At 66.1% G+C, this 21,006-nt stretch carries 22 protein-coding genes and 1 riboswitch; of the genes, 20 read left to right on the top strand and 2 right to left on the bottom strand.

The features are described from left to right. Positions 1 to 143 precede the first annotated feature (143 nt). The 6 genes from ABD654_RS09085 to ABD654_RS09110 all read left to right on the top strand — a co-directional run bounded on the left by ABD654_RS09085 (position 144) and on the right by ABD654_RS09110 (position 5,139). Complete coding sequence (locus ABD654_RS09085) at positions 144 to 986, top strand: rhomboid family intramembrane serine protease (RefSeq protein ID WP_344704458.1); 843 nt, start codon at positions 144 to 146, stop codon at positions 984 to 986. A 66-nt stretch (positions 987 to 1,052) separates the two neighbouring features. Continuing rightward, positions 1,053 to 1,340, top strand: a complete 288-nt coding sequence (locus ABD654_RS09090) for a YeaC family protein (RefSeq protein WP_344704460.1) — start codon at positions 1,053 to 1,055, stop codon at positions 1,338 to 1,340. 37 nt (positions 1,341 to 1,377) lie between these two features. Continuing rightward, positions 1,378 to 2,178, top strand: a complete 801-nt coding sequence (locus ABD654_RS09095; RefSeq protein WP_344704671.1) for a DUF2797 domain-containing protein — start codon at positions 1,378 to 1,380, stop codon at positions 2,176 to 2,178. A 56-nt stretch (positions 2,179 to 2,234) separates the two neighbouring features. Further along, positions 2,235 to 3,758 carry a glucose-6-phosphate dehydrogenase gene (zwf, locus tag ABD654_RS09100; protein ID WP_344704462.1) on the top strand — a complete coding sequence of 508 codons (1,524 nt, stop codon included), beginning with the start codon at positions 2,235 to 2,237 and terminating at the stop codon, positions 3,756 to 3,758. A 1-nt stretch (position 3,759) separates the two neighbouring features. Continuing rightward, the gene (gene pgl / locus ABD654_RS09105) at positions 3,760 to 4,437 is read left to right on the top strand and encodes a 6-phosphogluconolactonase (protein WP_425552753.1); all 678 of its coding nucleotides are present in this window, start codon (positions 3,760 to 3,762) and stop codon (positions 4,435 to 4,437) included. A gap of 42 nt (positions 4,438 to 4,479) precedes the next feature. Further along, positions 4,480 to 5,139 carry a bifunctional 4-hydroxy-2-oxoglutarate aldolase/2-dehydro-3-deoxy-phosphogluconate aldolase gene (locus ABD654_RS09110; protein ID WP_344704464.1) on the top strand — a complete coding sequence of 220 codons (660 nt, stop codon included), beginning with the start codon at positions 4,480 to 4,482 and terminating at the stop codon, positions 5,137 to 5,139. Here ABD654_RS09110 and edd read toward each other — a convergent pair. Beyond that, complete coding sequence (gene edd / locus ABD654_RS09115) at positions 5,133 to 6,992, bottom strand: phosphogluconate dehydratase (protein ID WP_344704466.1); 1,860 nt, start codon at positions 6,990 to 6,992, stop codon at positions 5,133 to 5,135. The two genes, ABD654_RS09110 and edd, sit on opposite strands and share 7 nt — an antisense overlap. A 118-nt stretch (positions 6,993 to 7,110) precedes the next feature. Here edd and cobT point away from each other — a divergent pair, with 118 nt between their 5' ends. From cobT to ABD654_RS09185, 14 genes are all read left to right on the top strand, one after another. Next, a complete protein-coding gene (gene cobT / locus ABD654_RS09120) occupies positions 7,111 to 8,199 on the top strand; it encodes a nicotinate-nucleotide--dimethylbenzimidazole phosphoribosyltransferase (RefSeq protein ID WP_344704468.1) in 1,089 nt (362 codons plus the stop codon). Further along, the gene (locus ABD654_RS09125; protein ID WP_344704470.1) at positions 8,196 to 8,915 is read left to right on the top strand and encodes an adenosylcobinamide amidohydrolase; all 720 of its coding nucleotides are present in this window, start codon (positions 8,196 to 8,198) and stop codon (positions 8,913 to 8,915) included. The genes cobT and ABD654_RS09125 overlap by 4 nt, the downstream gene beginning before the upstream one ends. Continuing rightward, positions 8,912 to 9,892, top strand: coding sequence for an adenosylcobinamide-phosphate synthase CbiB (gene cbiB / locus ABD654_RS09130; RefSeq protein WP_344704473.1), 981 nt, complete (start codon positions 8,912 to 8,914; stop codon positions 9,890 to 9,892). The genes ABD654_RS09125 and cbiB overlap by 4 nt, the downstream gene beginning before the upstream one ends. Beyond that, positions 9,892 to 10,974, top strand: a complete 1,083-nt coding sequence (gene cobD, locus ABD654_RS09135) for a threonine-phosphate decarboxylase CobD (protein ID WP_344704475.1) — start codon at positions 9,892 to 9,894, stop codon at positions 10,972 to 10,974. The genes cbiB and cobD overlap by 1 nt, the downstream gene beginning before the upstream one ends. Next, positions 10,958 to 11,548, top strand: a complete 591-nt coding sequence (locus ABD654_RS09140) for a bifunctional adenosylcobinamide kinase/adenosylcobinamide-phosphate guanylyltransferase (RefSeq protein WP_344704477.1) — start codon at positions 10,958 to 10,960, stop codon at positions 11,546 to 11,548. Before cobD ends, ABD654_RS09140 begins: the two co-directional genes overlap by 17 nt. Continuing rightward, positions 11,545 to 12,312: an adenosylcobinamide-GDP ribazoletransferase gene (cobS, locus tag ABD654_RS09145; protein ID WP_344704479.1), complete on the top strand. Its 768-nt coding sequence runs from the start codon at positions 11,545 to 11,547 to the stop codon at positions 12,310 to 12,312. Before ABD654_RS09140 ends, cobS begins: the two co-directional genes overlap by 4 nt. Continuing rightward, positions 12,264 to 12,953: a histidine phosphatase family protein gene (locus tag ABD654_RS09150; RefSeq protein ID WP_344704481.1), complete on the top strand. Its 690-nt coding sequence runs from the start codon at positions 12,264 to 12,266 to the stop codon at positions 12,951 to 12,953. The genes cobS and ABD654_RS09150 overlap by 49 nt, the downstream gene beginning before the upstream one ends. Next, a complete protein-coding gene (locus tag ABD654_RS09155; RefSeq protein WP_344704483.1) occupies positions 12,899 to 13,339 on the top strand; it encodes a bifunctional adenosylcobinamide kinase/adenosylcobinamide-phosphate guanylyltransferase in 441 nt (146 codons plus the stop codon). The genes ABD654_RS09150 and ABD654_RS09155 overlap by 55 nt, the downstream gene beginning before the upstream one ends. A gap of 71 nt (positions 13,340 to 13,410) precedes the next feature. Next, positions 13,411 to 13,675: riboswitch (cobalamin riboswitch) on the top strand. Between the two features lie 158 nt (positions 13,676 to 13,833). After that, positions 13,834 to 15,672 (top strand): TonB-dependent receptor domain-containing protein, encoded by a 1,839-nt coding sequence (locus tag ABD654_RS09160; RefSeq protein ID WP_344704485.1) that lies wholly within the window; start codon positions 13,834 to 13,836, stop codon positions 15,670 to 15,672. Continuing rightward, positions 15,662 to 16,573 (top strand): cobalamin-binding protein, encoded by a 912-nt coding sequence (locus ABD654_RS09165; protein WP_344704487.1) that lies wholly within the window; start codon positions 15,662 to 15,664, stop codon positions 16,571 to 16,573. Before ABD654_RS09160 ends, ABD654_RS09165 begins: the two co-directional genes overlap by 11 nt. 8 nt (positions 16,574 to 16,581) lie before the next feature. Next, positions 16,582 to 17,556, top strand: coding sequence for a FecCD family ABC transporter permease (locus tag ABD654_RS09170; RefSeq protein ID WP_344704489.1), 975 nt, complete (start codon positions 16,582 to 16,584; stop codon positions 17,554 to 17,556). After that, the gene (locus ABD654_RS09175) at positions 17,553 to 18,323 is read left to right on the top strand and encodes an ABC transporter ATP-binding protein (RefSeq protein WP_344704491.1); all 771 of its coding nucleotides are present in this window, start codon (positions 17,553 to 17,555) and stop codon (positions 18,321 to 18,323) included. Before ABD654_RS09170 ends, ABD654_RS09175 begins: the two co-directional genes overlap by 4 nt. A 197-nt stretch (positions 18,324 to 18,520) precedes the next feature. Further along, the gene (locus ABD654_RS09180; protein WP_344704493.1) at positions 18,521 to 18,961 is read left to right on the top strand and encodes a YtoQ family protein; all 441 of its coding nucleotides are present in this window, start codon (positions 18,521 to 18,523) and stop codon (positions 18,959 to 18,961) included. 226 nt (positions 18,962 to 19,187) lie between these two features. Next, complete coding sequence (locus tag ABD654_RS09185) at positions 19,188 to 20,420, top strand: CynX/NimT family MFS transporter (RefSeq protein ID WP_344704495.1); 1,233 nt, start codon at positions 19,188 to 19,190, stop codon at positions 20,418 to 20,420. A 105-nt stretch (positions 20,421 to 20,525) separates the two neighbouring features. Here ABD654_RS09185 and azu read toward each other — a convergent pair whose 3' ends face one another. Continuing rightward, positions 20,526 to 20,999, bottom strand: coding sequence for an azurin (gene azu, locus ABD654_RS09190; RefSeq protein WP_344704497.1), 474 nt, complete (start codon positions 20,997 to 20,999; stop codon positions 20,526 to 20,528). Positions 21,000 to 21,006 lie beyond the last annotated feature (7 nt).

The raw sequence follows: 21,006 nt of genomic DNA on the forward strand, positions 1-21,006 counted from the left end.
TGATGGTCATGTTGCCTGCTGGGTGGGGGAGTCGAATGACGGTACTATGCCTGAAGGAACAGCGGGTTGGCGAGTCTCACCCGACGCCACCTGAATAGTTACGTTTCGGTTTCGTGTAAGCCACCTTCCACAAGAGACATTACATGCAGCCTGTCATGCTTTTGCCCCTCGACGCCGATACCCGGCCGCTGCGCCAGGCCCTCTGGCAGCACCGTATCGGCCACCGTATTACCACCCAGGAACAAGGCCAGCTGCTGTGGCTGGCCGATCCTGCCCAGCACGATGCCCTGCAGGAAATTGTCGCTCGTTGGCAGCGCGGTGCTCCGCTGGATACCACACCGCCTGCGTCGCGCCGGCGGGCGCGTGCAGCCGGCCTGCCGGCGCTGGCCAAGCGCGTGCCGGTAACGGCGACGGCCCTTGTACTCTGCCTTGCCATCTTTGCTTTGATCGGGGTATTCGGCGACTGGCTGATCGTGCAGCTGACCATCGTGCCGGTGCATATTGCCGGTGACCAGCTGGCCTACGGCACGCTGACCCAAGCGCTGGCCGACGGTCAGCTATGGCGCTTGATCTCGCCGGCGTTTTTACATTTTGGCTGGATGCATCTGGTGTTCAACCTGATGTGGCTTTGGTATTTCGGCCGTCAAGTGGAAACGCTGCAGGGCAGCCGCTGGATGCTGGCGCTGCTGCTGATTGCCGGGGTGGGCGCCAACCTGGCCCAGTACGCGGCAGGCACGGCCCTGTTTGGCGGTATGTCCGGCGTGGTGTATGCGCTGCTGGGCCACGTCTGGGTGATGTCACGCCGCGCGCCGCAAAGCGGATTTTTTGTGCCGTCCATGCTGGTGATTTTCATGCTCGGCTGGATGGTCTTCACCATGACCTCCATGGCAGATGGAGTAGGGTTTGGCAACGTTGCCAATGAAGCCCACCTGGGCGGGCTGGTAGTTGGGCTGGTTACCGGCTGGGTGGCCTCATCGCGGCGCTGAACGCTGCGGGTTTTTTTCGTAAGAATGCTATGCTGAGCCCCTTCATACATCGGCCTGGAGCATGGGATGACTGAGATGACCTTTGACAAGATGATCGGCCAGATGACGCCGAGCATATACGCCAGCCTGAAAGAAGCGGTGGCGCTTGGCAAATGGCCGGACGGCAGGCGCCTGAGCACCGAACAGGTAAACCTGTGCCTGGAAGCGGTAATGCGCTACGAGGTGGAAAACAACGTGCCCGAAGAGGCTCGCGTCGGCTATTTGCGCCGCCGCACCTGCGGTGGCGGAAACGACGGCAGCGGCGTATCGCCGGAAATGGCCGGCCTGGCCACGGACGCAACGCGTGGCCGCTGAGCTCCCGGCCGCAAAGGGCGTTGGCGATTTGCGCAAAATGAAGGCGGCACCGGATGCCCGGGGTCAGGTTTTATACCGCCTGCGGGCAGGCGAGTATGAAGCCGACCTCAACGCCTGCATCGGTGCGCCGCTGCGCCTGGAGTGGGAAGGCGTTATTCACTGCGTGCATTGCAAGCGCCGCACCCGCAAAAGCTATGGCCAGGGGCACTGCTACCCGTGTTTCAAGCGCCTGGCACGGTGTGACATGTGCATCGTCAAACCCGAGCTGTGCCACTATTTTCAGGGGACCTGCCGCGAGCCCGAATGGGGCGAGGCGCACTGCTTCACCCCTCATGTGGTGTATCTGGCCAACTCGTCCGGGTTGAAAGTGGGCATTACCCGCAAGACCCAGCTGCCCACTCGCTGGCTTGATCAGGGCGCAGTGCAAGGCATCCCCATGCTGGAAGTGGCCACCCGCCAGCAGGCGGGGCAGGCAGAAGTGATGCTCAAAGACGCGGTGTCTGACCGCACCAACTGGCGCACCATGCTCAAAGGTGAGATTGACCTGCTGGATCTTGACGCCGAGCGCGACCGGCTGCTGGCGCGGTTTGAGCCGGCGCTGGCCGAGCTGCGCAAGACCCACGGCGCGGATGCCATCCGGCGGCTGGACGCACCCGCTCAGCGCTTTACGTATCCGGTCAGGACGTTTCCTCACAAGGTGGCATCGCTCAATCTGGAAAAAACACCCCGGATAGAAGGTGTGCTTGAGGGTATAAAAGGCCAGTACCTGCTGCTCGATACCGGCGTTATCAACCTGCGCAAGTTCAGCGGCTACCGGGTAAGCGTCACGACCGGATAAACGCCAGACGCTTGCCGGCCGCCGGTAGTGCTTGATGCCTGCTACAAGGAGCGCCCATGAAGCCGGATCAAAAAGCCGCAGCCGGTAGCGCTGAAAACGCTGACCGCGCCGTGGATCTGGCGATTTTTGGTGCCCTGGGCGATCTCGCCCGGGGCAGGCTGTGGCCGGCGCTTTATCAGCTCGACCGCGAAGGCCTGCTGGCGCGCAGCACCCGGCTTTTGGGGCTTTCCCGCCACGAAAGCGACACCGACGACTTTCGCCGGAAGATTGTCGGCCTGCTTGAGGACGGTCTGAACGGCGACGAGCGCGACGCCGAAAGCCTTGAACGCTTCGCGGCGCGCCTGGAATATCGCCGGCTCGACTTCACCCGCCCCGACGACTACGCCGCGATCGCCCGATGGCGACAAGAGCTGAGGGGCGAGGGGTCAAACGCCCGCCCGCTGGTGGTTTACATGGCCGTGGGCGCGGCGCTTTACGGCGACGTGTGCGCCGGGCTTGAGCGCGGCGGCGCACTGGGCGAACACGACCGCGTGGTGGTGGAAAAGCCCGTGGGCCACGACCTGGCCTCGTCCCACGCGGTCAACGACGCCGTGGGCGCGGTGTTTCCCGAATCGCGCACCTACCGCATCGACCACTATCTGGGCAAGGAAACGGTGCAAAACCTGATTGCCCTGCGCTTTGCCAATCCGCTGTTTGGCAACCAGTGGAATCAAAACCATATTTCCCATGTAGAAATCACCGTGGCGGAAACCGCCGGCATCGAGGGCCGTTTTGGCTATTTCGACGGCGCCGGCCAGCTGCGCGACATGGTGCAGAACCACCTGCTGCAGCTCTTATGCCTGATCGCCATGGAGCCGCCTTCGAGCCTTGACGCCGACGCCATTCGCGATGAAAAGGTCAAGGTGCTCAAGGCGCTGAAACCGCTGACTCAAGAAGCGCTTGAGCAGGACGTGGTGCGCGGCCAGTACATCGCCGGCACCCGGGACGGCCAGCCGGTGCCCGGCTACCGGGAAGAAGACGGCGCCGACTCGGCAAGCCACACCGAAACCTTCGTTGCGCTGAAAACCGAAGTCGCCAACTGGCGCTGGGCCGGCGTGCCGTTTTACCTGCGCACGGGCAAGCGCCTGCCGGAAAAGCGCTCCCGGATCGTGATTCATTTCCGCCAGCAGCCGCACTATATTTTCGACCCCGACCAGCGCAGCCTGGCCGCCAACAAGCTGATCATCCGCCTGCAGCCGGACGAGGGCATCGCCCTGCAGGTGCTGACCAAGGACAGCGGGCTGGAAAAGGGCATGCGCCTGCGCCCCGGCCCGCTGCATCTGGACTTCAACAGCGCCTTCCCCGAGGCGCGCATCCCCGACGCCTATGAGCGCCTGCTGCTGGAAGTGATGAAAGGGCGGCAGTACCTGTTTGTGCGCCGGGACGAGGTCGAATACGCCTGGCGCTGGTGCGAGCAGCTGCTCGACCACTGGCAGGCGCTGGATACCCCGCCCCGGCGCTACCCGGCGGGCTCCTGGGGGCCGGTGGCCTCCATCGCCATGATCACCCGGGACGGCCGCAGCTGGTATGAGGAGTACTGATATGAAAGGTGCTGATGTGAATTCGCCCCGCGAAACGCTGGCCCAACAGCTGGCCGAGGCCGTGGCCGCAGCGCTGAAAGCAGATCTTGAGCATCAGTCGCGAGTGCTTTTGGTGGTCTCTGGCGGCAGCACTCCGGCGGCGTTCTTGCGTGCGCTTTCCACCCTCCCGCTGGACTGGACACACGTGGACGTCACCCTTGCCGACGAGCGCTGGGTAGAGGAAAGCGATCCTGCCAGCAATGCTCGCTTGGTGCGCGAGACGCTGCGGCAAAACCACGCCGCCGGTGCCCGATTCGTCGGCCTGAAAACCCCCGACGGCACGCCAGAGGAGGGCGTGGCCGAAGCCGCCGAGCGCATCACCCCGCTGGCCTGGCCAGCGAGTGCGGTAGTGCTGGGCATGGGTGAGGACGGCCATACCGCCTCGCTGTTTGCCGACAGCCCCGAGCTTGAGCGGGCGCTGGCCACCTCGGAGCCCCTGGTGGCGGTGCGTACGCCGGGGCTTGAGCCGCGAATCACGCTTTCGGCGGACTACCTGCACCGTGCCCGGCGGCACTTTCTGCACATTACCGGCGAGCACAAGCGCGCCGTGCTGGCCCATGCCATGGTGGGCGACGACGTCCGTGAGCTGCCCATACGCACCTTTCTGGCCTGCCCGTTAGCGGTATACTGGGCCCCCTGAGCCTGAACGGGCCTTCGACATACTGGCACATTGGAGACGCGCATGATCGATAAACAGCTGCCCTCAACCCGCACCGCCGAGCTGGACAGCATCTGCCTCAAGGCCGAGGTGCTGCCGGTCATGATCATCGAGCGTCTGGAAGACGCCGTGCCCGTGGCCCGGGCGCTGGTGGAAGGCGGGCTTTCGGTGCTGGAAGTCACCCTGCGTACCGCCTGCGCGCTGGACGCCGTGGCTCGCATCCGCAAAGCCCTGCCGGGCGTAAGCGTGGGCGTGGGCACGGTGTTAACCCCGGCCCAGTACCGCCAGGCCGAGCAGGCAGGGGCGGATTTTGTCGTCACGCCGGGCACCACCGAGGCGCTGTATCGCCACGGCATCGAAAGCCCGGTGCCGATGCTGCCCGGCGTATCCAGCGTGTCCGAGGTGATGACCGGCTGGCAGTACGGCTACCGCCGCTTCAAGTTCTTCCCCGCCGAGGTCAGCGGCGGCGTGCCCGCGCTCAAGGCCATTGGCGCGCCGCTGGCCGAGGCGCACTTTTGCCCCACCGGCGGCATCAGCATGGACAACGCCGGCGACTATCTGGCGCTGGATAACGTCATGTGCGTGGGTGGCTCCTGGCTGACGCCGAAGGCGCTGATCGACGCCGAGGACTGGGACGGCATCCGTGAGCTGGCCCGTCAGGCCGCCGAGCGGTTTCATCACTGATCATCGTCTTCAAACCCGCCAAACACGCTGGCCCCGAGCTCCCCGGGGCCGGCCAGCCGGCGAAAGCCGCTGAATAGTTCTCTCCCCAGCCCTGAGTGATGATCGGCCAGGTGCGTCCCCTTGCTAACAGGCCGTGCCGCCATTTCTGCCGGGCTGATATGCGCTTCAAGGGTGCCGGCGTTGGCGTCCAGCCGCACCACGTCGCCGTTTCGCAGGCGCGCCAGCGGGCCACCGTCGAGCGCCTCCGGGGTGATATGAATCGCCGCCGGCACCTTGCCTGATGCGCCGGACATGCGCCCGTCGGTGACCAGCGCCACCTTGAAGCCGCGATCCTGCTGCACGCCCAAAATCGGCGTGAGTTGGTGCAGCTCGGGCATGCCGTTGGCCTGCGGCCCCTGAAAGCGCATCACGGCAATCACGTCCCGGTCCAGCTCGCCGGCGTCAAAGGCGGCCTTTAACTCTTCCTGCTCGTGAAACACCCGCACCGGCGCTTCGATGACGCGGTGTTCGGGCGCGACGGCGGAAGTTTTGATCACCCCGCGCCCCAGATTGCCGTCAAGCACGGTAAGCCCGCCGGTAGGCGCAAAGGGCTCGGCGACGCCGCGCAGCACGCTAACGTCGCCGCTTTGGGTCGCACCTTCCTCCCATGTAAGCTCGCCGTTTTTGAGCCTGGGCTCCCGGGTGTAGGCGGTTAAATCCGTGCCGAACACGGTGGGAATATCGCCGTGCAAGAGCCCCGCGCCAAGCAGCTCGCGGAACAGGTAGCCCATGCCGCCGGCGGCGTGAAAGTGGTTCACGTCGGCCTCGCCGTTGGGGTAGATGCGCGTAAGGCTTGGCGTGACGGCAGACAGCGCGGTGAAGTCGTCCCAGGTCAGGGTGATGCCCGCCGCCGCCGCCATGGCCACCAGGTGCAGGGTATGGTTGGTTGAGCCGCCCGAGGCCAAAAGCCCCACCGCGGCGTTGACGATGGCGCGTTCGTCGATCTGGCGGTAGAAGGGCCGGTATTCGCCGCCGGGCTCGCTGTTGCGAATCGCCTGCTCGGCGGCAAACGCGGTCAGCGCCTCGCGCAGGGGCGTGCCCGGATTGATAAACGAGGTGCCCGGCAGGTGCAGGCCCATCATCTCCATCATCAGCTGGTTGGCGTTGGCGGTGCCGTAAAAGGTGCAGGTGCCGGGGCTGTGATAAGAAGCCGACTCGGCCTCCAGCAGCGCGTCGCGGCCCACTCGGCCTTCGGCGTACAGCTGGCGAATGCGCGCCTTCTCCTTGTTGGGCAGGCCGCTTTCCATGGGGCCGGCGGGCACAAACATCGCCGGCAGGTGGCCAAAGCGCGCCGCGGCGATAAACAGCCCCGGCACGATCTTGTCGCACACGCCCAGGTACAGCGCGGCGTCGAACATGTTGTGCGAAAGCCCCACGGCGGCGGACATGGCGATCACATCCCGGGAGAACAGCGACAGCTCCATGCCCGGCTGGCCCTGGGTGACGCCGTCGCACATCGCCGGCACGCCGGCGGCAAACTGCGCGGTAGAGCCCATGCGCTGGGCGGCGGCCTTGATCGTCTCGGGAAACGTCGTCAGCGGCTGGTGGGCCGAGAGCATGTCGTTATACGCCGAGATAATCCCGATATTGGCGGCGTTCATCAGCTTCAGCGCGTTTTTATCAATAGAGCCGCAGGCGGCAACGCCGTGGGCCACGTTGCCGCAGGACAGCGTGGCGCGGTGTACGCCCCGGGCGTGCTGCTCGGCCATGCGCGCTTCATACCGGGCACGGCGCTTGGCGGAGCGCCGAGCAATGCGCCGAGTCACCTCGGCCACCGTAGGGTTTAGCGTCTGGCTGTGCGGCTGGCCGGGCATGGGCACCTCGTATTATCGTCCTTTGCTGCTACCAGCATACAGCGGATGCAGGTATCGGGCGCAGGGCTTTGTTATCATCGCCGCCTGTAACCATGACCTGAAGCACCGGAGCCCCGCCATGCCCCCTTTATCTGATGCGCCTGCGCTCAAAACGCTGGCGGATCGCGTTCGTCCCGTGGATCGGCGCGCCGGAGACGCCACCCGCGCCTATCTGGATACGCTGACCAAGCCGCCGGGCAGCCTCGGTGATCTGGAGGCGCTGGCCGTGCAACTTGGCGAAATCACCGGCCAGGCCAAGCCCGAGGTCACCCCGCCGGCGTGCATCGTGTTTGCCGCCGACCACGGCGTGGCGGCCGAAGGCGTGTCGGCTTTCGATCAGGAAGTTACCGCTCAGATGGTGGCCAACTTTGCCGCCGGCGGGGCGGCGATTAACGCCTTTGCCCGCTGTATTGATGCACGCCTTGAGGTGGTCGACGTCGGCGTCGCCGGCGATATGGCCGATACCGGCACTGCCGACAACCCGGTGGTCAACGCCAAAATACGCCGCGGCACCGGCAATATCCTCACCGAGCCGGCCATGAGCTGCGAAGAAGCCGTGGCCGCGCTGGATGCCGGCGCCCAGGCCGCCAGCCGTGCGCTGGATGCCGGCTGCCGCTGCCTGATCGTGGGCGAAATGGGCATTGCCAACACCACCGCGGCCAGTGCGATGCTCGCCGTGCTGACCGGGCATCCGGTGTCCGGCGTGGTGGGCACCGGCACCGGCATCAGCAGCGCCGGGTTGAGCCACAAGGTCAGCGTGATCGAGCGCGCCATCGAGGCTCGCTGGATGGACGTAAGCAACCCGCTGGACGTGCTGGCAAACGTCGGCGGGCTGGAAATCGGCGCCATGGCCGGCGCCTACCTGGCCGGCGCCGCTCGCGGCGTGCCTTGCCTGGTGGACGGCTTTATAGCCACCGTGGCGGCGCTGCTGGCCTGCGAGCTGTGCCCCGAGGTGCGCGGCTATCTGATATTTGGCCATCGCAGCGAAGAGCCCGGCCATGACGTGGCGCTTGAAGCGCTTGACGCCGCGCCGCTGCTGGCGCTGGGCATGCGCCTGGGCGAGGGCAGCGGCGCGGCGCTGGCGTTTCCGCTGCTGGACGCCGCCTGCGCCATGCTGCGCGAGATGGCCACCTTTGCCGATGCCGGCGTTGACGACAGCCGCTCGTGACCACAGGCGTATTAGGCAACGCCGGGGCCGTGCGCCTGGCCTTTAGCGCCGGCCTTTGCGGGCACTTTACCCATGACGCGATCCACCTGCGCGCCGACGCCCCGCTTGCCACGCTAAGCTCCGCGCTTATCGGCGGCGGGCTGGGCTCGGCGCGGGACTTCTGCAACTTCTACGTGGACAGGGACTACGCCGGCCACGCGCCGGCGGACGACCTTGCCCGCTGGCTTGGCGAACGCGACATCGAGGCGGGCAGTGCGGTCGCGATGATGACCGCGGTAAAGCTCAAGTACGCCGCCATGCACAGCGCTCCGCTGGGTAATCGTGAAAACGCCGTGCTGACCCTTGCCACCGCGGGCAGCGGTAACGCCGTGGATATCACCGCCGAGGGCACAGACCCCCGGCTGGTGGCCGGCACCGTCAACGTCTTTGTGTTTGTGGACGCGCATCTGACGCCCGGCGCATTAGTCAACGCCTGCTTATCGGTAACTGAAGCCAAGGTGGCGGCCATGCGCGATGCAAATGTCATCGATGCCCATAGCCAAACGCTCGCCACCGGCACCTCCACCGACTGCGTAAGCATTGCCGCCACCCAGCGCGGCGCGGCCACGCCCTATGCCGGCTCCGGCACTGAGCTTGGCCGCGCCATCGGCCGCACGGTGTATCTGGCCGTGGGTGAATCGTTACGTGCCGGCAGCGACGCGGAGCGCGGACGATGACGCCGGGTATTGCGCTGACCGCACTTGTGGCCGCCGCCATCGCGGTGGATTTCGTCGTGGGCGATCCGCGCCGGCTGCCGCATCCGGTGGTGCTGATCGGGCGGCTGATCAGCGTGCTGGAGGCCCGTCTCAACCGCGGCTCTGCCCGCGCGCGCCGGCGGGGCGGGCGGTTGACGGTGCTGGTCACGGTAGCCGGCACGTTCATCGTGACCTGGCTGATCTGCCGGGGGCTTGGGGCGATTCACCCCTGGCTTGGCACGGCCGCCGAGCTGTGGCTGGTCTCCACCGCCGTGGCGATAAAAGGGCTGGGGGACGCCGGCCGCGCCGTGGCGGAACCGCTTAAAAGGGGCGACTTGCCCGCCGCTCGAAAAGCGCTGGGCCGAGTGGTGGGGCGCGATACCCAGGCGCTTGATGAAGCCGGCATTGCCCGAGGCGCGATCGAAACCGTCGCGGAAAACACCTCGGACGGCATTACCGCGCCGCTGCTGTTGGCGCTGATTGGCGGTGCGCCGCTGGCGCTGGCCTACAAGGCGGTGAATACGCTGGACTCCATGATCGGCTATCGCACTCCGCGCCATGAAGACTTTGGCCGCGCCGCCGCCAAACTGGACGATGCCGCCAACTGGCTGCCGGCAAGGCTCACTGCGCTGTGTTTTTGCCTGAGTCGACGGGGCATGGAGCAAAAAGCCTGGCAGGGCACGCGGCGGGATGCCCCTAAACACGCAAGCCCCAACGCCGGCTGGCCCGAGGCGGCCATGGCCTACCGGCTGAAAGTACAGCTCGGCGGCGCTAGCACCTATCAGGGCGTGGTGTTGCACAGCGCCACGCTTGGCGAGCCCGTTGAAGCCCCCGATGCGCGGCATATTCAGCGCGCTATTACGCTGATGCACCACGCCTGGGTGCGGTTTTTTGTGCTGGCGGCGGGGCTGATTCTTGCCATTGAGTGGCTAATACAGGCGGCAGGAGGCGGAAGCTAATGCCATTGAGGAGCCGATATAAAACCTCACAGTGGCCCCGCCACGGCGGTCAGGCGGCCGCGCTGCTTGCCCGCTTCGGGCTGCCGCCGGATCACCCCATTGAGGACTTCAGCGCCAACCTCAACCCGCTGGGCCCGCCTGACTGGGTGCCCGCGTGGCTTGAGCGCCACGTAAGCGAGCTTACCCGCTACCCGGACGTGGACTACGTGGCAGCGCGCGAGGCCATTGCTGCTCACCACGGCGTAAGCCGGGATCAGGTGCTGCTCACCAACGGCGGCGGCGAGGCGATTTTTCTCGCCGCGTCGCTCTGCGCCGGCGGCCGCGCCGGGGTGCTGACTCCCACCTTTAATGAATACGCTCGGGCGCTGGATGGCGTAGGCGCTGAGGTGTGTGAGATATCTTTTACCCACCCTCTCGACGGCCTCGACGCGGTGTTTCTTTGCCGGCCCAACAACCCCGACGGCGGTTTGCTGGCGCTTGTAGAAGTGGAGGCGCTGCTCGCCCGCGCCGCGGCGGCAGATTGTCGGTTAATCGTCGACGAAGCCTTTATTGATCTGACCGTTGATGAAGATGCCAATGCGCTGCCGGCAAGGCTGGCCGCGCATCCTAACCTGATACTGCTGCGCTCGATGACCAAGTTTTATACCCTGCCCGGGCTCAGGCTGGGCTACGCGCTGGCAAGCGAGGCGCTGATTGCCGCCATGGCCTGCCGCCAGCCGCCTTGGAGCGTCAATCAGCTGGCGGCGGGGCTGGTCGCGCCGCTGCTGGCAGATAGCGACTTTGCCGCGCGCACCCAGGCCTGGCTTACCGCCGAGCGCCCGCGCATGCAGCAAGCGCTTGAACGCCGCGGGCTTGAGGTCGCCCCCGGCGCGACGTGCTTTTTTCTGCTGCGTCCGGGCGTTGCGCTTCGCCGGCAGGGCATCACCGCCGAGGTCATGCTTGAGTGGCTACTGGGCGGCGGAATACTGGCCCGCCACACCCACGGCTACGCGGGGCTTGACGGCGAATGGCTGCGCCTCGCCCTGCGCGATGAACGCGCCAACCACCGGCTGCTCAAGGTGCTTGATGCTTGTCTTCGTTAGCGGCGGGGCGCGCTCGGGCAAAAGTGCGGTGGCCGAGGCGGCGGTGCGCCGAGCCGCCGGCGAGAAGCCAGCGTATTACGTGGCTACCGCCAACGTCAGCGACGGTGAAATGGCCGAGCGTGTGGCGCGCCACCGGCGCTCCCGGGGCGAAGGCTGGGTCACCCTCGAAGCGCCGCTGGCGCTTGCCTCGGCCATCGCTCAGGTGCCCGGCGGCGGGGTAGGGCTAATCGACTGCCTGACGCTGTGGGCAAGCCAGGTGCTTTACCCGCCGGCCGATAGTGCCCGGCACCCCACGCCCGAGCAGGCGCTGGCGGATTTGGCTGCTTGCCTTGAAGACGCCCGCCGGCGCGGGGTGGCGCTTGTAATCGTCTCCAACGACCTTAACGAAGCGCTGCTGCCCACCGGTGACGCAAGTGCTGAAACGTGGCGCTACGTGGATTTTTTACAGCGCGCCCACCGCCTGGTCGCCGGCCGTGCGGATTCGGTGTTGGAAGTGGTGGCCGGAGGCTGCGTTGAGTGGAAGCCTGAGAGCCGCGCGGGAAGTAGGCCATTTCAAGGAGACGCCAAGCGATGAAAAACGCCGCCTTCGGGCTGATACTTGCGCTGCAGTTTTTAACCCGCATCCCCGTGCCGGTGGCCTGCCCCTGGACGCCCGCCACTCGCCGCTGGGCGGTGCGCGCCTATCCGCTGGCGGGCCTGCTGCTGGGCAGCGTGCTGGCGCTGGCGGCGTATGCCATGACGCACGTATTCCCCGCCACGCCGGCGCCGCTTGCCGCCCTTGTGCTGCTTAGCCTCTGGGTGGGGCTTTCTGGCGGCCTGCATCTGGACGGCCTGATGGACATGGCCGACGCCCTGGGCAGCAACCAGCCGCTGGAGCGCCGCTTTGCCATTATGCAGGACCCCCACGTGGGCAGCTTCGGTATGCTCGCGCTGTTTTTTATGCTGGCGTGGAAGGGCGTGCTGCTGTGGGCGCTTTTGGCGCACGCCGCGCCGGTGGGCTGGCTGGTTGCCGTACCCGCGCTTGGCCGCTGGCTGGGTGCGGCCTCATTGGCGCTGATTCCCTGTGCCAAGCCCGGCGGGCTGGCGCATGCCTGGCAGCGCTCGCTTACCCCCATGGACGCCGCGCTGGGACTTGTGGCACCGCTTTTGCTGGCCTTTATCTGGCCCGGCGTGTGGCTGGCCATTGCCGCCGCGGGGCTTTATTTTCTTGTAGCGCGCGCCGCGCTCAAGCGCTGGTTTGGCGGCGTGACCGGCGATCTGGCCGGTGCGATGATTGAAGGAGGAGAGCTATGGCTGCTGCTGTGTCTGTGGAGCTGGTGGCCGTTCGCCACGGCATGACGTCCTGGAACCTGGAGCGACGCTACCAGGGCCAGCGCGATATTGCGCTTAAGTTTCCCGAGGCCGAGGCGGCCTTGGAGCGGCTGCGTCTTGGCCTTGAGCGTGAGCGCTTTGCGCTGATTTACTCAAGCGATTTGACCCGCTGTCGCCGCACGCTGGAGTGGACCGGCGCAGCAGAAAAAAGCGCCGTTGCGCCCGCGCTGGAGCCGCGCCTGCGCGAGATCGACTTCGGCGACTACGAGGGCAAAACCTACGACGAGCTGAAACACCGCCCGGACTACCGCGCATGGATCGACAGCGTCGGCGAGCGGCGCATCCCCGGCGGTGAAAACGGCGCCGATCTGCGCGCCCGGCTGGACGCTTGGCTAAACGACGTGGCTTGCGCGGCACGGCAGGTGGCGGAACGCGTTGAAGCGCCGGTTGGCCAGCCGGTCAAGGTGCTGGCCGTGGCCCACGGCGGGGTGATTCGCGAGCTGCGCCGGCGTTTTGAAAAGGTGGCGTTCTGGGACTCCACCGTGCGCCAGGCCGAAGGCCGGCGCTGGCAGCTGAGCTATTCCCCCGAGGCAGACAAAAAGGGAGACGACCCGTGGCAGTGCAGCTGTTCCTCGGCGGTGCCCGCGCCGGCAAGCGCGACGCCGTAGCCGCCCGCTGGCCCGGGGCCCGCTGGCAGCCGCTTACGCTCGGTGAGACGCTCGCCGACTGGGCAGCGCGCGTGCCGCCCGTGGTGCAAGATAAGCCCGCGGTGCTTCACGGCGTTTTGCCCTGGCTTGAAGATGCTCTGGCTCAAAGCGATGACGACGACGCCCTGCGCCGGCAGTGGCAGGCGGCGCTTGCCGCGCTCGACGCGCGGTTTCATGCCGCGCCGCTGATTATCATCGGCCATGAAATAGGGCGAGGCATTGTGCCCGTGGCGCGCCTTGAGCGCCGCCTGCGCGACATGAACGGCTGGTTCAATCAGGACGTCGCCGCGAGCGCCGAGCGCGTCTGGCTGGTGCGCCACGGGCTGGTCATGGCGCTTAAAGGGTAATAGTGGCTTGCCCACGGCGCACGCCCTCTTTGCTCCTTCCGGCAGCGTTGCTTTAGCGCGCGCAAATTGCTAGCTTACGCGCACTCTCAGGTGCCAGCCGCGCGATCGTCGCGGCGGTGAAACGGGAAGTCGGTGCCCAATCCGACGCTGCCCCCGCAACGGTGATCGAGACAGCCGCCACGCAAGCCACTGCGCCGCTTTTTCTGTTTTATAAAGAAAAACGCGTGGGAAGGGCGCGGCGGCATAAAGGCTCTATGTTGGTGACCCAGCGCCCGCAAGGGTGAAAAAAGCCTTTTGCTCGTCAGCCCGGAGACCGGCCTGAGCCGTCCGGCCCGCTTCAACGCGGCGCCGGAGCGATACAGGCCGTGGCGCGGTGGGCGCTGGCAGGCGGACTGGCGCGCGCCGACTCCCTCTGCTGCTTTCCTGCCATCCCCTTCGCCCGGCATAAAACGAAAATATCCGTGCGGGTGAGCACGATGAGCAAGGGAACTTTCATGTCCAACCGTCTTTTCCTGTCTAACCGTTTTTCCGCCGGCAAAACGCTTGTGCCTTTCGCGCTGGCCGCGCTGCCGCTGGCCGTTTCTGCCCAGACCCCGCCTGCATCCGAGCCCGCCGACCAGGCTGCTGTCGCTAGCTTAAACCCTGTAGTGGTCACCGCTACCCGCGCGCCGCGCACCGCAGACGAGACGCTGTCCTCGGTCACCGTGCTGGACGAGGCCACGCTGCGCCGCCAGGACCCGGCCGACGTAACCGATCTGCTGCGCGGCCAGCCGGGGGTGAACGTCTCTTCCAACGGCGGCTTTGGCAAAACCACCGGCGTCAGCATTCGCGGCGCAGGCAATAGCGGCACGCTGCTGATGATCGACGGCATCCGCCTGCATTCGGCCACCGCCGGCGGGGCCTCCTGGCAGCTGTTGGACCCGCGCATGTTCGAGCGCGCCGAAGTGGTGCGCGGCCCCAAAGGCAGCCTCTACGGCGCTGACGCCATGGGCGGCGTGGTGCAGCTGTTTACCCCCAAGGGCGACGGCAAGCCAACGCCTTCCGTGACGCTCAGCGGCGGCAGCCTTGATACCCGGCGCGCCAGCGCCTCGTTTTCCGGCAGCGACGGCGCCACCCGCTACCACGTGGCCGCCAGCCGCTTTGATACCGACGGCATCAAGCTGCGCGAGGGCGGCGAGAAAAAGTCCTACGACAACACCAGCGCGCTGGTGCGCCTGTCTCAGCGGCTGGGCGAAGGGGCGGAAGTGGGGCTGCTGGCGCTGCGCGCTCGGGGCAATACCGAATATATCGGCGGCGAGCAGGATTTTGTGCAGCAGGTCGGCGGCGTGTACGGCGAAGTGGCGCTGGGCGAGCACTGGACCAGCCGGCTTACGCTCAGCGAATCCCGCGACGAGATGGAAGACTTTTCCAGCTTTCCGGGTGAGTTCAACACGCAAACCCGCGTCGCACGGCTGGATAACACGCTGAGCATCGGCCGCCACCAGCTGATCGTCGGTGCCGAGTATCTGGAAGACAAGGTCGACAGCACCACGGCCTATAACGCCGACAGCCGCGACAACAAGGCGGTGTTTGCCCAAGGGCTTTTGGACTTCGCCCCCTTTACCCTGCAGCCCAGCCTGCGCTTTGACGATAACGAAGCCTACGGCGACGAAGTTACCGGCAGCCTGGCGCTGGGCTATGACCTGGACGATGCCCACACCCTGCGCGCCAGCTACGCCACCGCCTTCCGCGCGCCGACGTTCAACGATCTGTACTACCCGGGCGCCAACAACCCCGACGTAGAAGCCGAAACCGCCAAAACCTACGAGCTGGGCGCTCGCGGCCAATACGGCAGCTGGTACTGGGATGCGGCGATTTATCAGTCCGATATCGACGACAAGATCGTCTTTGTCACCCGGCCGGAAAACGTCGACAAAGCCCGAATTCGCGGCGTGGAGCTTGCAGGCGGCGTCTCGATGAGCGGCTGGGATATCCAGGCGGCGCTGGCCTACACCGACCCCGAAGATCGCGCAACGGGCAACCGCCTGGCCCGGGAGGTCACCCAGTCCGCCCGTCTTGACGTGGACCGCACCCTGGGCGAGTGGACCCTGGGCGGCTCGCTGGTGGCGGAAGACCACCGCTATAACGGCGGCGCCAACGACAAGCGTCTGGGCGGCTACGGCAAGCTCGACCTGCGCACCACCTGGCGCTTTGCTCCGGCCTGGTTTGCCCGGGTCAACGTGGATAACGTCTTCGACAAGGACTACGTCACCGCCTTTGATAGCTTTCAGGGCTTTGCCTATGAGAACCCCGGCCGCAGCGTCATGCTGAGCGTGGGTATCGATGGCCGCTAAGCCTCTGCTGGTCGGCGCCCTGATGCTGGGCGCCGTCGCCAGCGTCGCCCAGGCCAGCGCCAAGCCCTGCGCCGTGGATGATCTGGAGCGCAAGGTCTGCCTTGAGGCGCCGGCTCGGCGCATTGTGGCGCTGTCCCCCGGCGCTACCGAGCTTGCCTTTGCCGCCGGCGCGGGAGATCGGGTCGTTGCGGTGTCAGCGCACAGCAACTATCCGCCGCCTGCCCAAAAACTGCCCTCGGTAGGGGATTACAACCGCATTGATCTGGAAGCGCTGGTGGGCCTTGAGCCGGATCTCGTGGTCGGCTGGGAAACCGGCAATCCCGGCAAGCAGCTGGAAACGCTGGCGTCGCTGGGCACCAAAGTGTTCTACATCGAGCCGCGCACGGCTGCCGGTGTGGCCAACGCCTTGACCCGCCTGGGCCGCCTTGCCGGCAGCGAGGCGACCGCTGAACAAAAAGCGGAGACGTTTTTGGCAGGCATGGCCGCGCTCAAGGAACGCTACGCCGAGCGCGCGCCGGTGCGCGTGTTCTATCAGGTGTGGGATGCGCCGCTGATGAGCCTCAACGACGAGCATCTGATCGGCCGGGCGATCCGTGACTGCGGCGGGGTCAACGTGTTCGGCGCGCGCCCGCGGCTGGTGCCGCGCCTGAGCGACGAGGCGGTGCTTGCCGCCAACCCCGAGGTGATTATTACCGGCAGCCGCGATGCGGATGAGAACGCGCGCAACCAGTGGCTTGCCCACTGGCAGCCGTATTCCAGCATGGCCGCCGTAGAACGCGAGAACCTCTATACGGTGCCCGCCGACCCGCTGGTGCGGCCCACCCCGCGCTTTTTGCAGGGCGCGCAAAGCCTGTGTGAGCGTATAGACCGGGCGCGTGAAAAGCGGGCTCGCACCGAGTAATGCGGGATATGCGTCTGCAAGCGTTTGTGCCGCTGGGGCTGCTGGCGCTGGGCGCGCTGGCGGCCCTTGGCGTGTCGCTCGGGGTGGGCAGCGCGTCGATCCCGCTTGACCGGCTCTGGGCGATTGCGCTGGGTGAGGGCGACGGCCTGGCGCGCACCATGGTGCTGGAGCTGCGCCTGCCCCGGGCGCTTTCGGCGTTTGCCGTGGGCGGGCTTCTGGCCGTGGCCGGCGCTTTAATGCAGGTGCTGCTGCGCAACCCGCTGGCCGACCCCTACGTGCTGGGGATTTCCGGCGGCGCGGCGATGGGCGCGCTGGGCGCGATGATGCTGGGGCTGGGCGGTATGCTGGCGTCTACCTCGGCCTTCGGCGGTGCGCTGTTTTCCACGCTGCTGGTCTTTGGCCTCGCCCACGGCCGGGGCGGCTGGGCGCCTACCCGGCTGCTGCTCACCGGCATTGTAGTGGCCTCGGGCTGGGGCGCGATGATTACGCTGATGCTTGCGATGACGCCGGCGGAGCGCCTGCCGGGCATGCTCTACTGGCTGATGGGTGATCTTTCCTACGCCCGCGAGCCGGGGCTGCCGCTGGCGCTGTTGGCCCTGACGTGCATCGGGCTTTTGCCGCTGGGGCGCAGCCTGAACGTGCTGGCGCGCGGGCCCCGTCAGGCCGCCGCGCTGGGCGTGGATGCCCGCCTGCTGGAGTGGGGCATTTACGCCATCGCCAGCCTGCTCACCGCCGTGGCCGTGGCCACCGCGGGCAGCATCGGCTTTGTGGGGCTGGTGGTGCCGCACATGCTGCGCCTGGTGCTGGGCAACGACCAGCGTATTGCGCTGCCCGCCTGCGCGCTGGCCGGCGGCACGCTTTTGCTGCTGGCGGATACCCTGGCGCGCACGGTCATCGCCCCGGAGCAGCTGCCGGTGGGCGTGATCACCGCGCTGCTCGGCGTGCCCACGTTTTTGTTTTTGCTCTACCGGAGCGGGCCATGAGCGTGCTTGCCGCGCGTGATCTGGTCATCGACGTGCCCGGCCGCCAAAGCGGCCAGGTGCTGAACCTCGCCGTTGAGCCGGGGCAGGTGTGGGGCGTGCTGGGCCCCAACGGCGCGGGCAAGACGACGCTTTTGCACACCCTGGCCGGCCTGCACCCGCCCCGCGCGGGCAGCGTGATTCTGGATGAAACGCCGCTTGCCCGGCTGCGCCGTCGCCGGATTGCGCAAAGGCTGGGGGTGGTGTTTCAGGAGCGAGTGGACGGCTTTCCCGCGACGGTTGAAGAAACCGCGATGCTGGGCCGGCATCCGTATTTATCGTACTGGCAGCGGGAAAGCGCCGAGGATATGCGCCGCGTGCAGGCCGCCCTTGAGCGGCTGGACGTGGCGCATTTAAGGCAGCGGCCGGTGGGCACGCTTTCCGGCGGCGAGCGCCAGCGGGTGGCGATTGCCACGCTGTTAACCCAGGACCCGGCGGTGTGGCTGGTCGACGAGCCCACCAATCATCTGGATTTGCACCACCAGAGCGCGGTGATGGCGCTAATGCGCGAACAGGCCGCGGCGGGGCGGGCGCTGATGCTTTGCCTGCACGACTTGAACCTGGCCGCCCGCTGGTGCAGCCACGTACTGCTGCTCTACCCCAGCGGCGAGGCCTGCTGGGGCGCGGCGCAGAATATGCTGGTACCCGACGCGCTTGAGCGGCTCTACCGCCAGCGGCTCAGGGTAGTGGAAGTCGACGGCGCGCCGGTGTTTGTGCCGGTAAACGGCTAGCGGCGGCGCGTCTGCAGACACGTTTTTTATAGAGCTACTTTTTAAAAGGCTTTTTATGGAGGTTTTTATGGAAGATCTTCATGGAAAATATTTATGGAAATGTTTTCCATAAAAAGTTATATGGGCTATCATGGGCATTATTTATGACAGGCCGTGTGTGACACACGTTCTGTGACCCATAGCAGGAGGCGATCATTATGAGTTTTTACGTGTACCTTTCCGGCGAGATTCACACCGACTGGCGCGATGAAATCCAGCGCGGCGCCGAAGCCGCCGGCCTGGACGTGGTGTTTACCGCGCCGGTCACCGACCACGACGCCAGCGATGCGGCCGGCGACCATCTGGGCGCACAGGACAAACCGTTCTGGCGCGATCATCAGTCGTCCAAGATCAACGCCATCCGCACTCGCACGTTGATCGAGCAGAGCGATCTGGTGGTGGTGCGCTTCGGCGACAAGTACAAGCAGTGGAATGCGGCCTTTGACGCCGGCTACTGCGCCGCGCTGGACAAGCCCTACGTTACCCTGCACAGCGAAGACATCGTTCACCCGCTGAAAGAAGTCGACGCCGACGCCCAGGCGTGGAGCACCACAACCGACCAGGTGGTGGAGATTTTGCGCTACGTGCTCAAGGCCTGATCGGTAGGGGGTAGCGCCTGCCGCGCCATGTAAAAAGCGCCCGGAAGGGCGCTTTTTTTATGCGTTGACGGGGGCCGGGGCTTGTCTGGCACGCATGGGCCGGCGAAGCGGCCCGGCCACTTCTTGCTGCAGGCAGGTTCTGGTATGCAGGCGGGTCTTATATACAGTTTTATCCGGTAGCGTGTTAAAAGTGTGCCTCACTTTAAACCGCAACCACGAGGCGACGATGACCACATCGGGCAATACGGCCAGCGTAAAAGCGGCCCACACGGAAACGCTGGCGTTTATCGGCGGGCTTTTGCTCATCATGGCGCTGGGGCTTAACCTGCGTCCGCTGCTGGCTTCGGCCAGCCCGCTGATGGAGGATATTCGCGCCGCGACGGGCCTGGGCTACGGCATACTTGCCTGGCTGACCACGCTGCCGTTTCTGTGCATGGGCGCGGTGGCGCTGGCCAGCGGCCGGCTGCACCGGCTGCTGGGTGAAAATCGCGGCATCATGCTTTCGCTGGCCGCTATCGGTGTGGCCTGCGCGCTGCGCCAGCTAAGCGGCACCGGCGTGACGTTGCTCGCCACGGCGCTTCTGGGCGGGGCGGGTATTGCCTTGATTCAGGCGCTGGTGCCGGGGCTGGTCAAGCGCCGCTTTGGTTCGCGCATGCCGCTGGTCATGGGATTTTATTCGGCCTCGCTGATGTCCGGCGGCGGGCTTTCGGCGTGGATCAGTCCGCGGCTGGCCGAGATGGGCGGCTGGCAGCTGGGCGTGGGCATCTGGTGGGTGCCGGCGCTGGTGACGCTTGCCGGCTGGTTTTTGATTTTTCGCCGCCGCGGTGCGCCCGCCGCGAATACCGCCGCGATTGAAGGCGTGCGCCCCTGGCGTTTGCCGCGCGCCTGGCTTTTGGCGCTTTTTTTCGGTGTGATCAACTCGGGCTATTCAAGCGTGGTGACCTGGCTTCCGCAGTATTACCAGGAGCTTGGCTGGAGCGCGGTGGCCGGCGGCCGGCTGCTGGCGTGGATGACGCTCTTTCAGGTGCTGGCCGCACTGACCATGCCGATGATCGCCCAGCGCCAGAAGACCGCTGACCGGCGTCTGCTGCTGGCGATAAGCCTGGTGATGCAGCTTATCGGGTATCTGGGTTTTCTCTTCATGCCGACCTCGCTTGCGCTACTCTGGAATGCCGTTGGCGGCTTTGGGCTGGGGGCGTGTTTCTCGCTGGGGCTGATTCTTGCCCTGGATCATCTGCCCGACGCCCGTGCGGCAGGGCGGCTGGCAGCCTTTATGCAGGGCTTTGGCTTTATGCTCAACGCCATGTCGCCGTGGATCAGCGGCACCCTGCGGGAAATGACCGGCAGCTTCATCGCAGCCTGGGCGCTTTTGGCCGTGGGCATCGTCGCTATGCTGGCCGTTACCCTGCGCTTTAATCCTGCCCGCTACCCCGCGGTCATGCGCCGTGCCGCGCGGTAACCCAGCAGATGGCCGGCTTTGCCCGGCACGCAAAAACGCCGGCAGGGCTTGCCTGCCGGCGTGCGGCTAAACGCTGGCCCGGGCGTGGCCCGAGCGCTTTTGCGGTTAGTCTTCCTTGGTGATGGTGAAGCTGCCGTTCATCGCGGCGTAGTGGCCCGGGAAGGAGCAGAAGAACGTCAGATCGCGGTCTTCCAGGCCTTCGGTGGAGAAGGTCACGCTGGTTTCTTCGCCGCCGCCGATGACGTCGGTAGAGGCAATGACGCGCTCGTCGTCCTGGGGCAGATAGTCGTTGTCCATGCCTGCGCTCATGCCGGCCTTGGCGACGTCTTCGTAAACGTCAGAGTCGGACAGCACCCAGTTGTGGCCCATGGCGCTGGCGGCCATTTGGCCGGTGTGCTTGAGCGTAACGGTGACTTCGTCGCAGCTGGCCGGCACGCTCATTGCGTCTTTGTTGAACTGCATGGCGTCGTTGCCTTCGATGGTGAGGTTACACGCCTCATCGTCGGCGGCCATGGTCGGAGATGCGAAAGCCATGGCGGCAAAAGCGGCGGCGGGAATCAGCATCCAGGATGTTTTCATGGTGATG

This window comes from Halomonas cibimaris, from assembly GCF_039537045.1.
Lineage (GTDB): Bacteria > Pseudomonadota > Gammaproteobacteria > Pseudomonadales > Halomonadaceae > Vreelandella > Vreelandella cibimaris.

Coding starts and splice junctions, on each gene's coding strand:
- edd (WP_344704466.1), bottom strand. CDS start 6,992: ATGCCCGGCCAGCCGCACAGCCAGACGCTAAACCCTACGGTGGCCGAG.
- ABD654_RS09085 (WP_344704458.1), top strand. CDS start 144: ATGCAGCCTGTCATGCTTTTGCCCCTCGACGCCGATACCCGGCCGCTG.
- azu (WP_344704497.1), bottom strand. CDS start 20,999: ATGAAAACATCCTGGATGCTGATTCCCGCCGCCGCTTTTGCCGCCATG.
- ABD654_RS09185 (WP_344704495.1), top strand. CDS start 19,188: ATGACCACATCGGGCAATACGGCCAGCGTAAAAGCGGCCCACACGGAA.
- ABD654_RS09180 (WP_344704493.1), top strand. CDS start 18,521: ATGAGTTTTTACGTGTACCTTTCCGGCGAGATTCACACCGACTGGCGC.
- pgl (WP_425552753.1), top strand. CDS start 3,760: ATGAAAGGTGCTGATGTGAATTCGCCCCGCGAAACGCTGGCCCAACAG.
- cbiB (WP_344704473.1), top strand. CDS start 8,912: ATGACGCCGGGTATTGCGCTGACCGCACTTGTGGCCGCCGCCATCGCG.
- cobS (WP_344704479.1), top strand. CDS start 11,545: ATGAAAAACGCCGCCTTCGGGCTGATACTTGCGCTGCAGTTTTTAACC.
- cobT (WP_344704468.1), top strand. CDS start 7,111: ATGCCCCCTTTATCTGATGCGCCTGCGCTCAAAACGCTGGCGGATCGC.
- ABD654_RS09165 (WP_344704487.1), top strand. CDS start 15,662: ATGGCCGCTAAGCCTCTGCTGGTCGGCGCCCTGATGCTGGGCGCCGTC.
- ABD654_RS09095 (WP_344704671.1), top strand. CDS start 1,378: ATGAAGGCGGCACCGGATGCCCGGGGTCAGGTTTTATACCGCCTGCGG.
- zwf (WP_344704462.1), top strand. CDS start 2,235: ATGAAGCCGGATCAAAAAGCCGCAGCCGGTAGCGCTGAAAACGCTGAC.
- ABD654_RS09160 (WP_344704485.1), top strand. CDS start 13,834: ATGTCCAACCGTCTTTTCCTGTCTAACCGTTTTTCCGCCGGCAAAACG.
- ABD654_RS09090 (WP_344704460.1), top strand. CDS start 1,053: ATGACTGAGATGACCTTTGACAAGATGATCGGCCAGATGACGCCGAGC.
- ABD654_RS09175 (WP_344704491.1), top strand. CDS start 17,553: ATGAGCGTGCTTGCCGCGCGTGATCTGGTCATCGACGTGCCCGGCCGC.
- ABD654_RS09150 (WP_344704481.1), top strand. CDS start 12,264: ATGGCTGCTGCTGTGTCTGTGGAGCTGGTGGCCGTTCGCCACGGCATG.
- cobD (WP_344704475.1), top strand. CDS start 9,892: ATGCCATTGAGGAGCCGATATAAAACCTCACAGTGGCCCCGCCACGGC.
- ABD654_RS09140 (WP_344704477.1), top strand. CDS start 10,958: ATGCTTGTCTTCGTTAGCGGCGGGGCGCGCTCGGGCAAAAGTGCGGTG.
- ABD654_RS09110 (WP_344704464.1), top strand. CDS start 4,480: ATGATCGATAAACAGCTGCCCTCAACCCGCACCGCCGAGCTGGACAGC.
- ABD654_RS09170 (WP_344704489.1), top strand. CDS start 16,582: ATGCGTCTGCAAGCGTTTGTGCCGCTGGGGCTGCTGGCGCTGGGCGCG.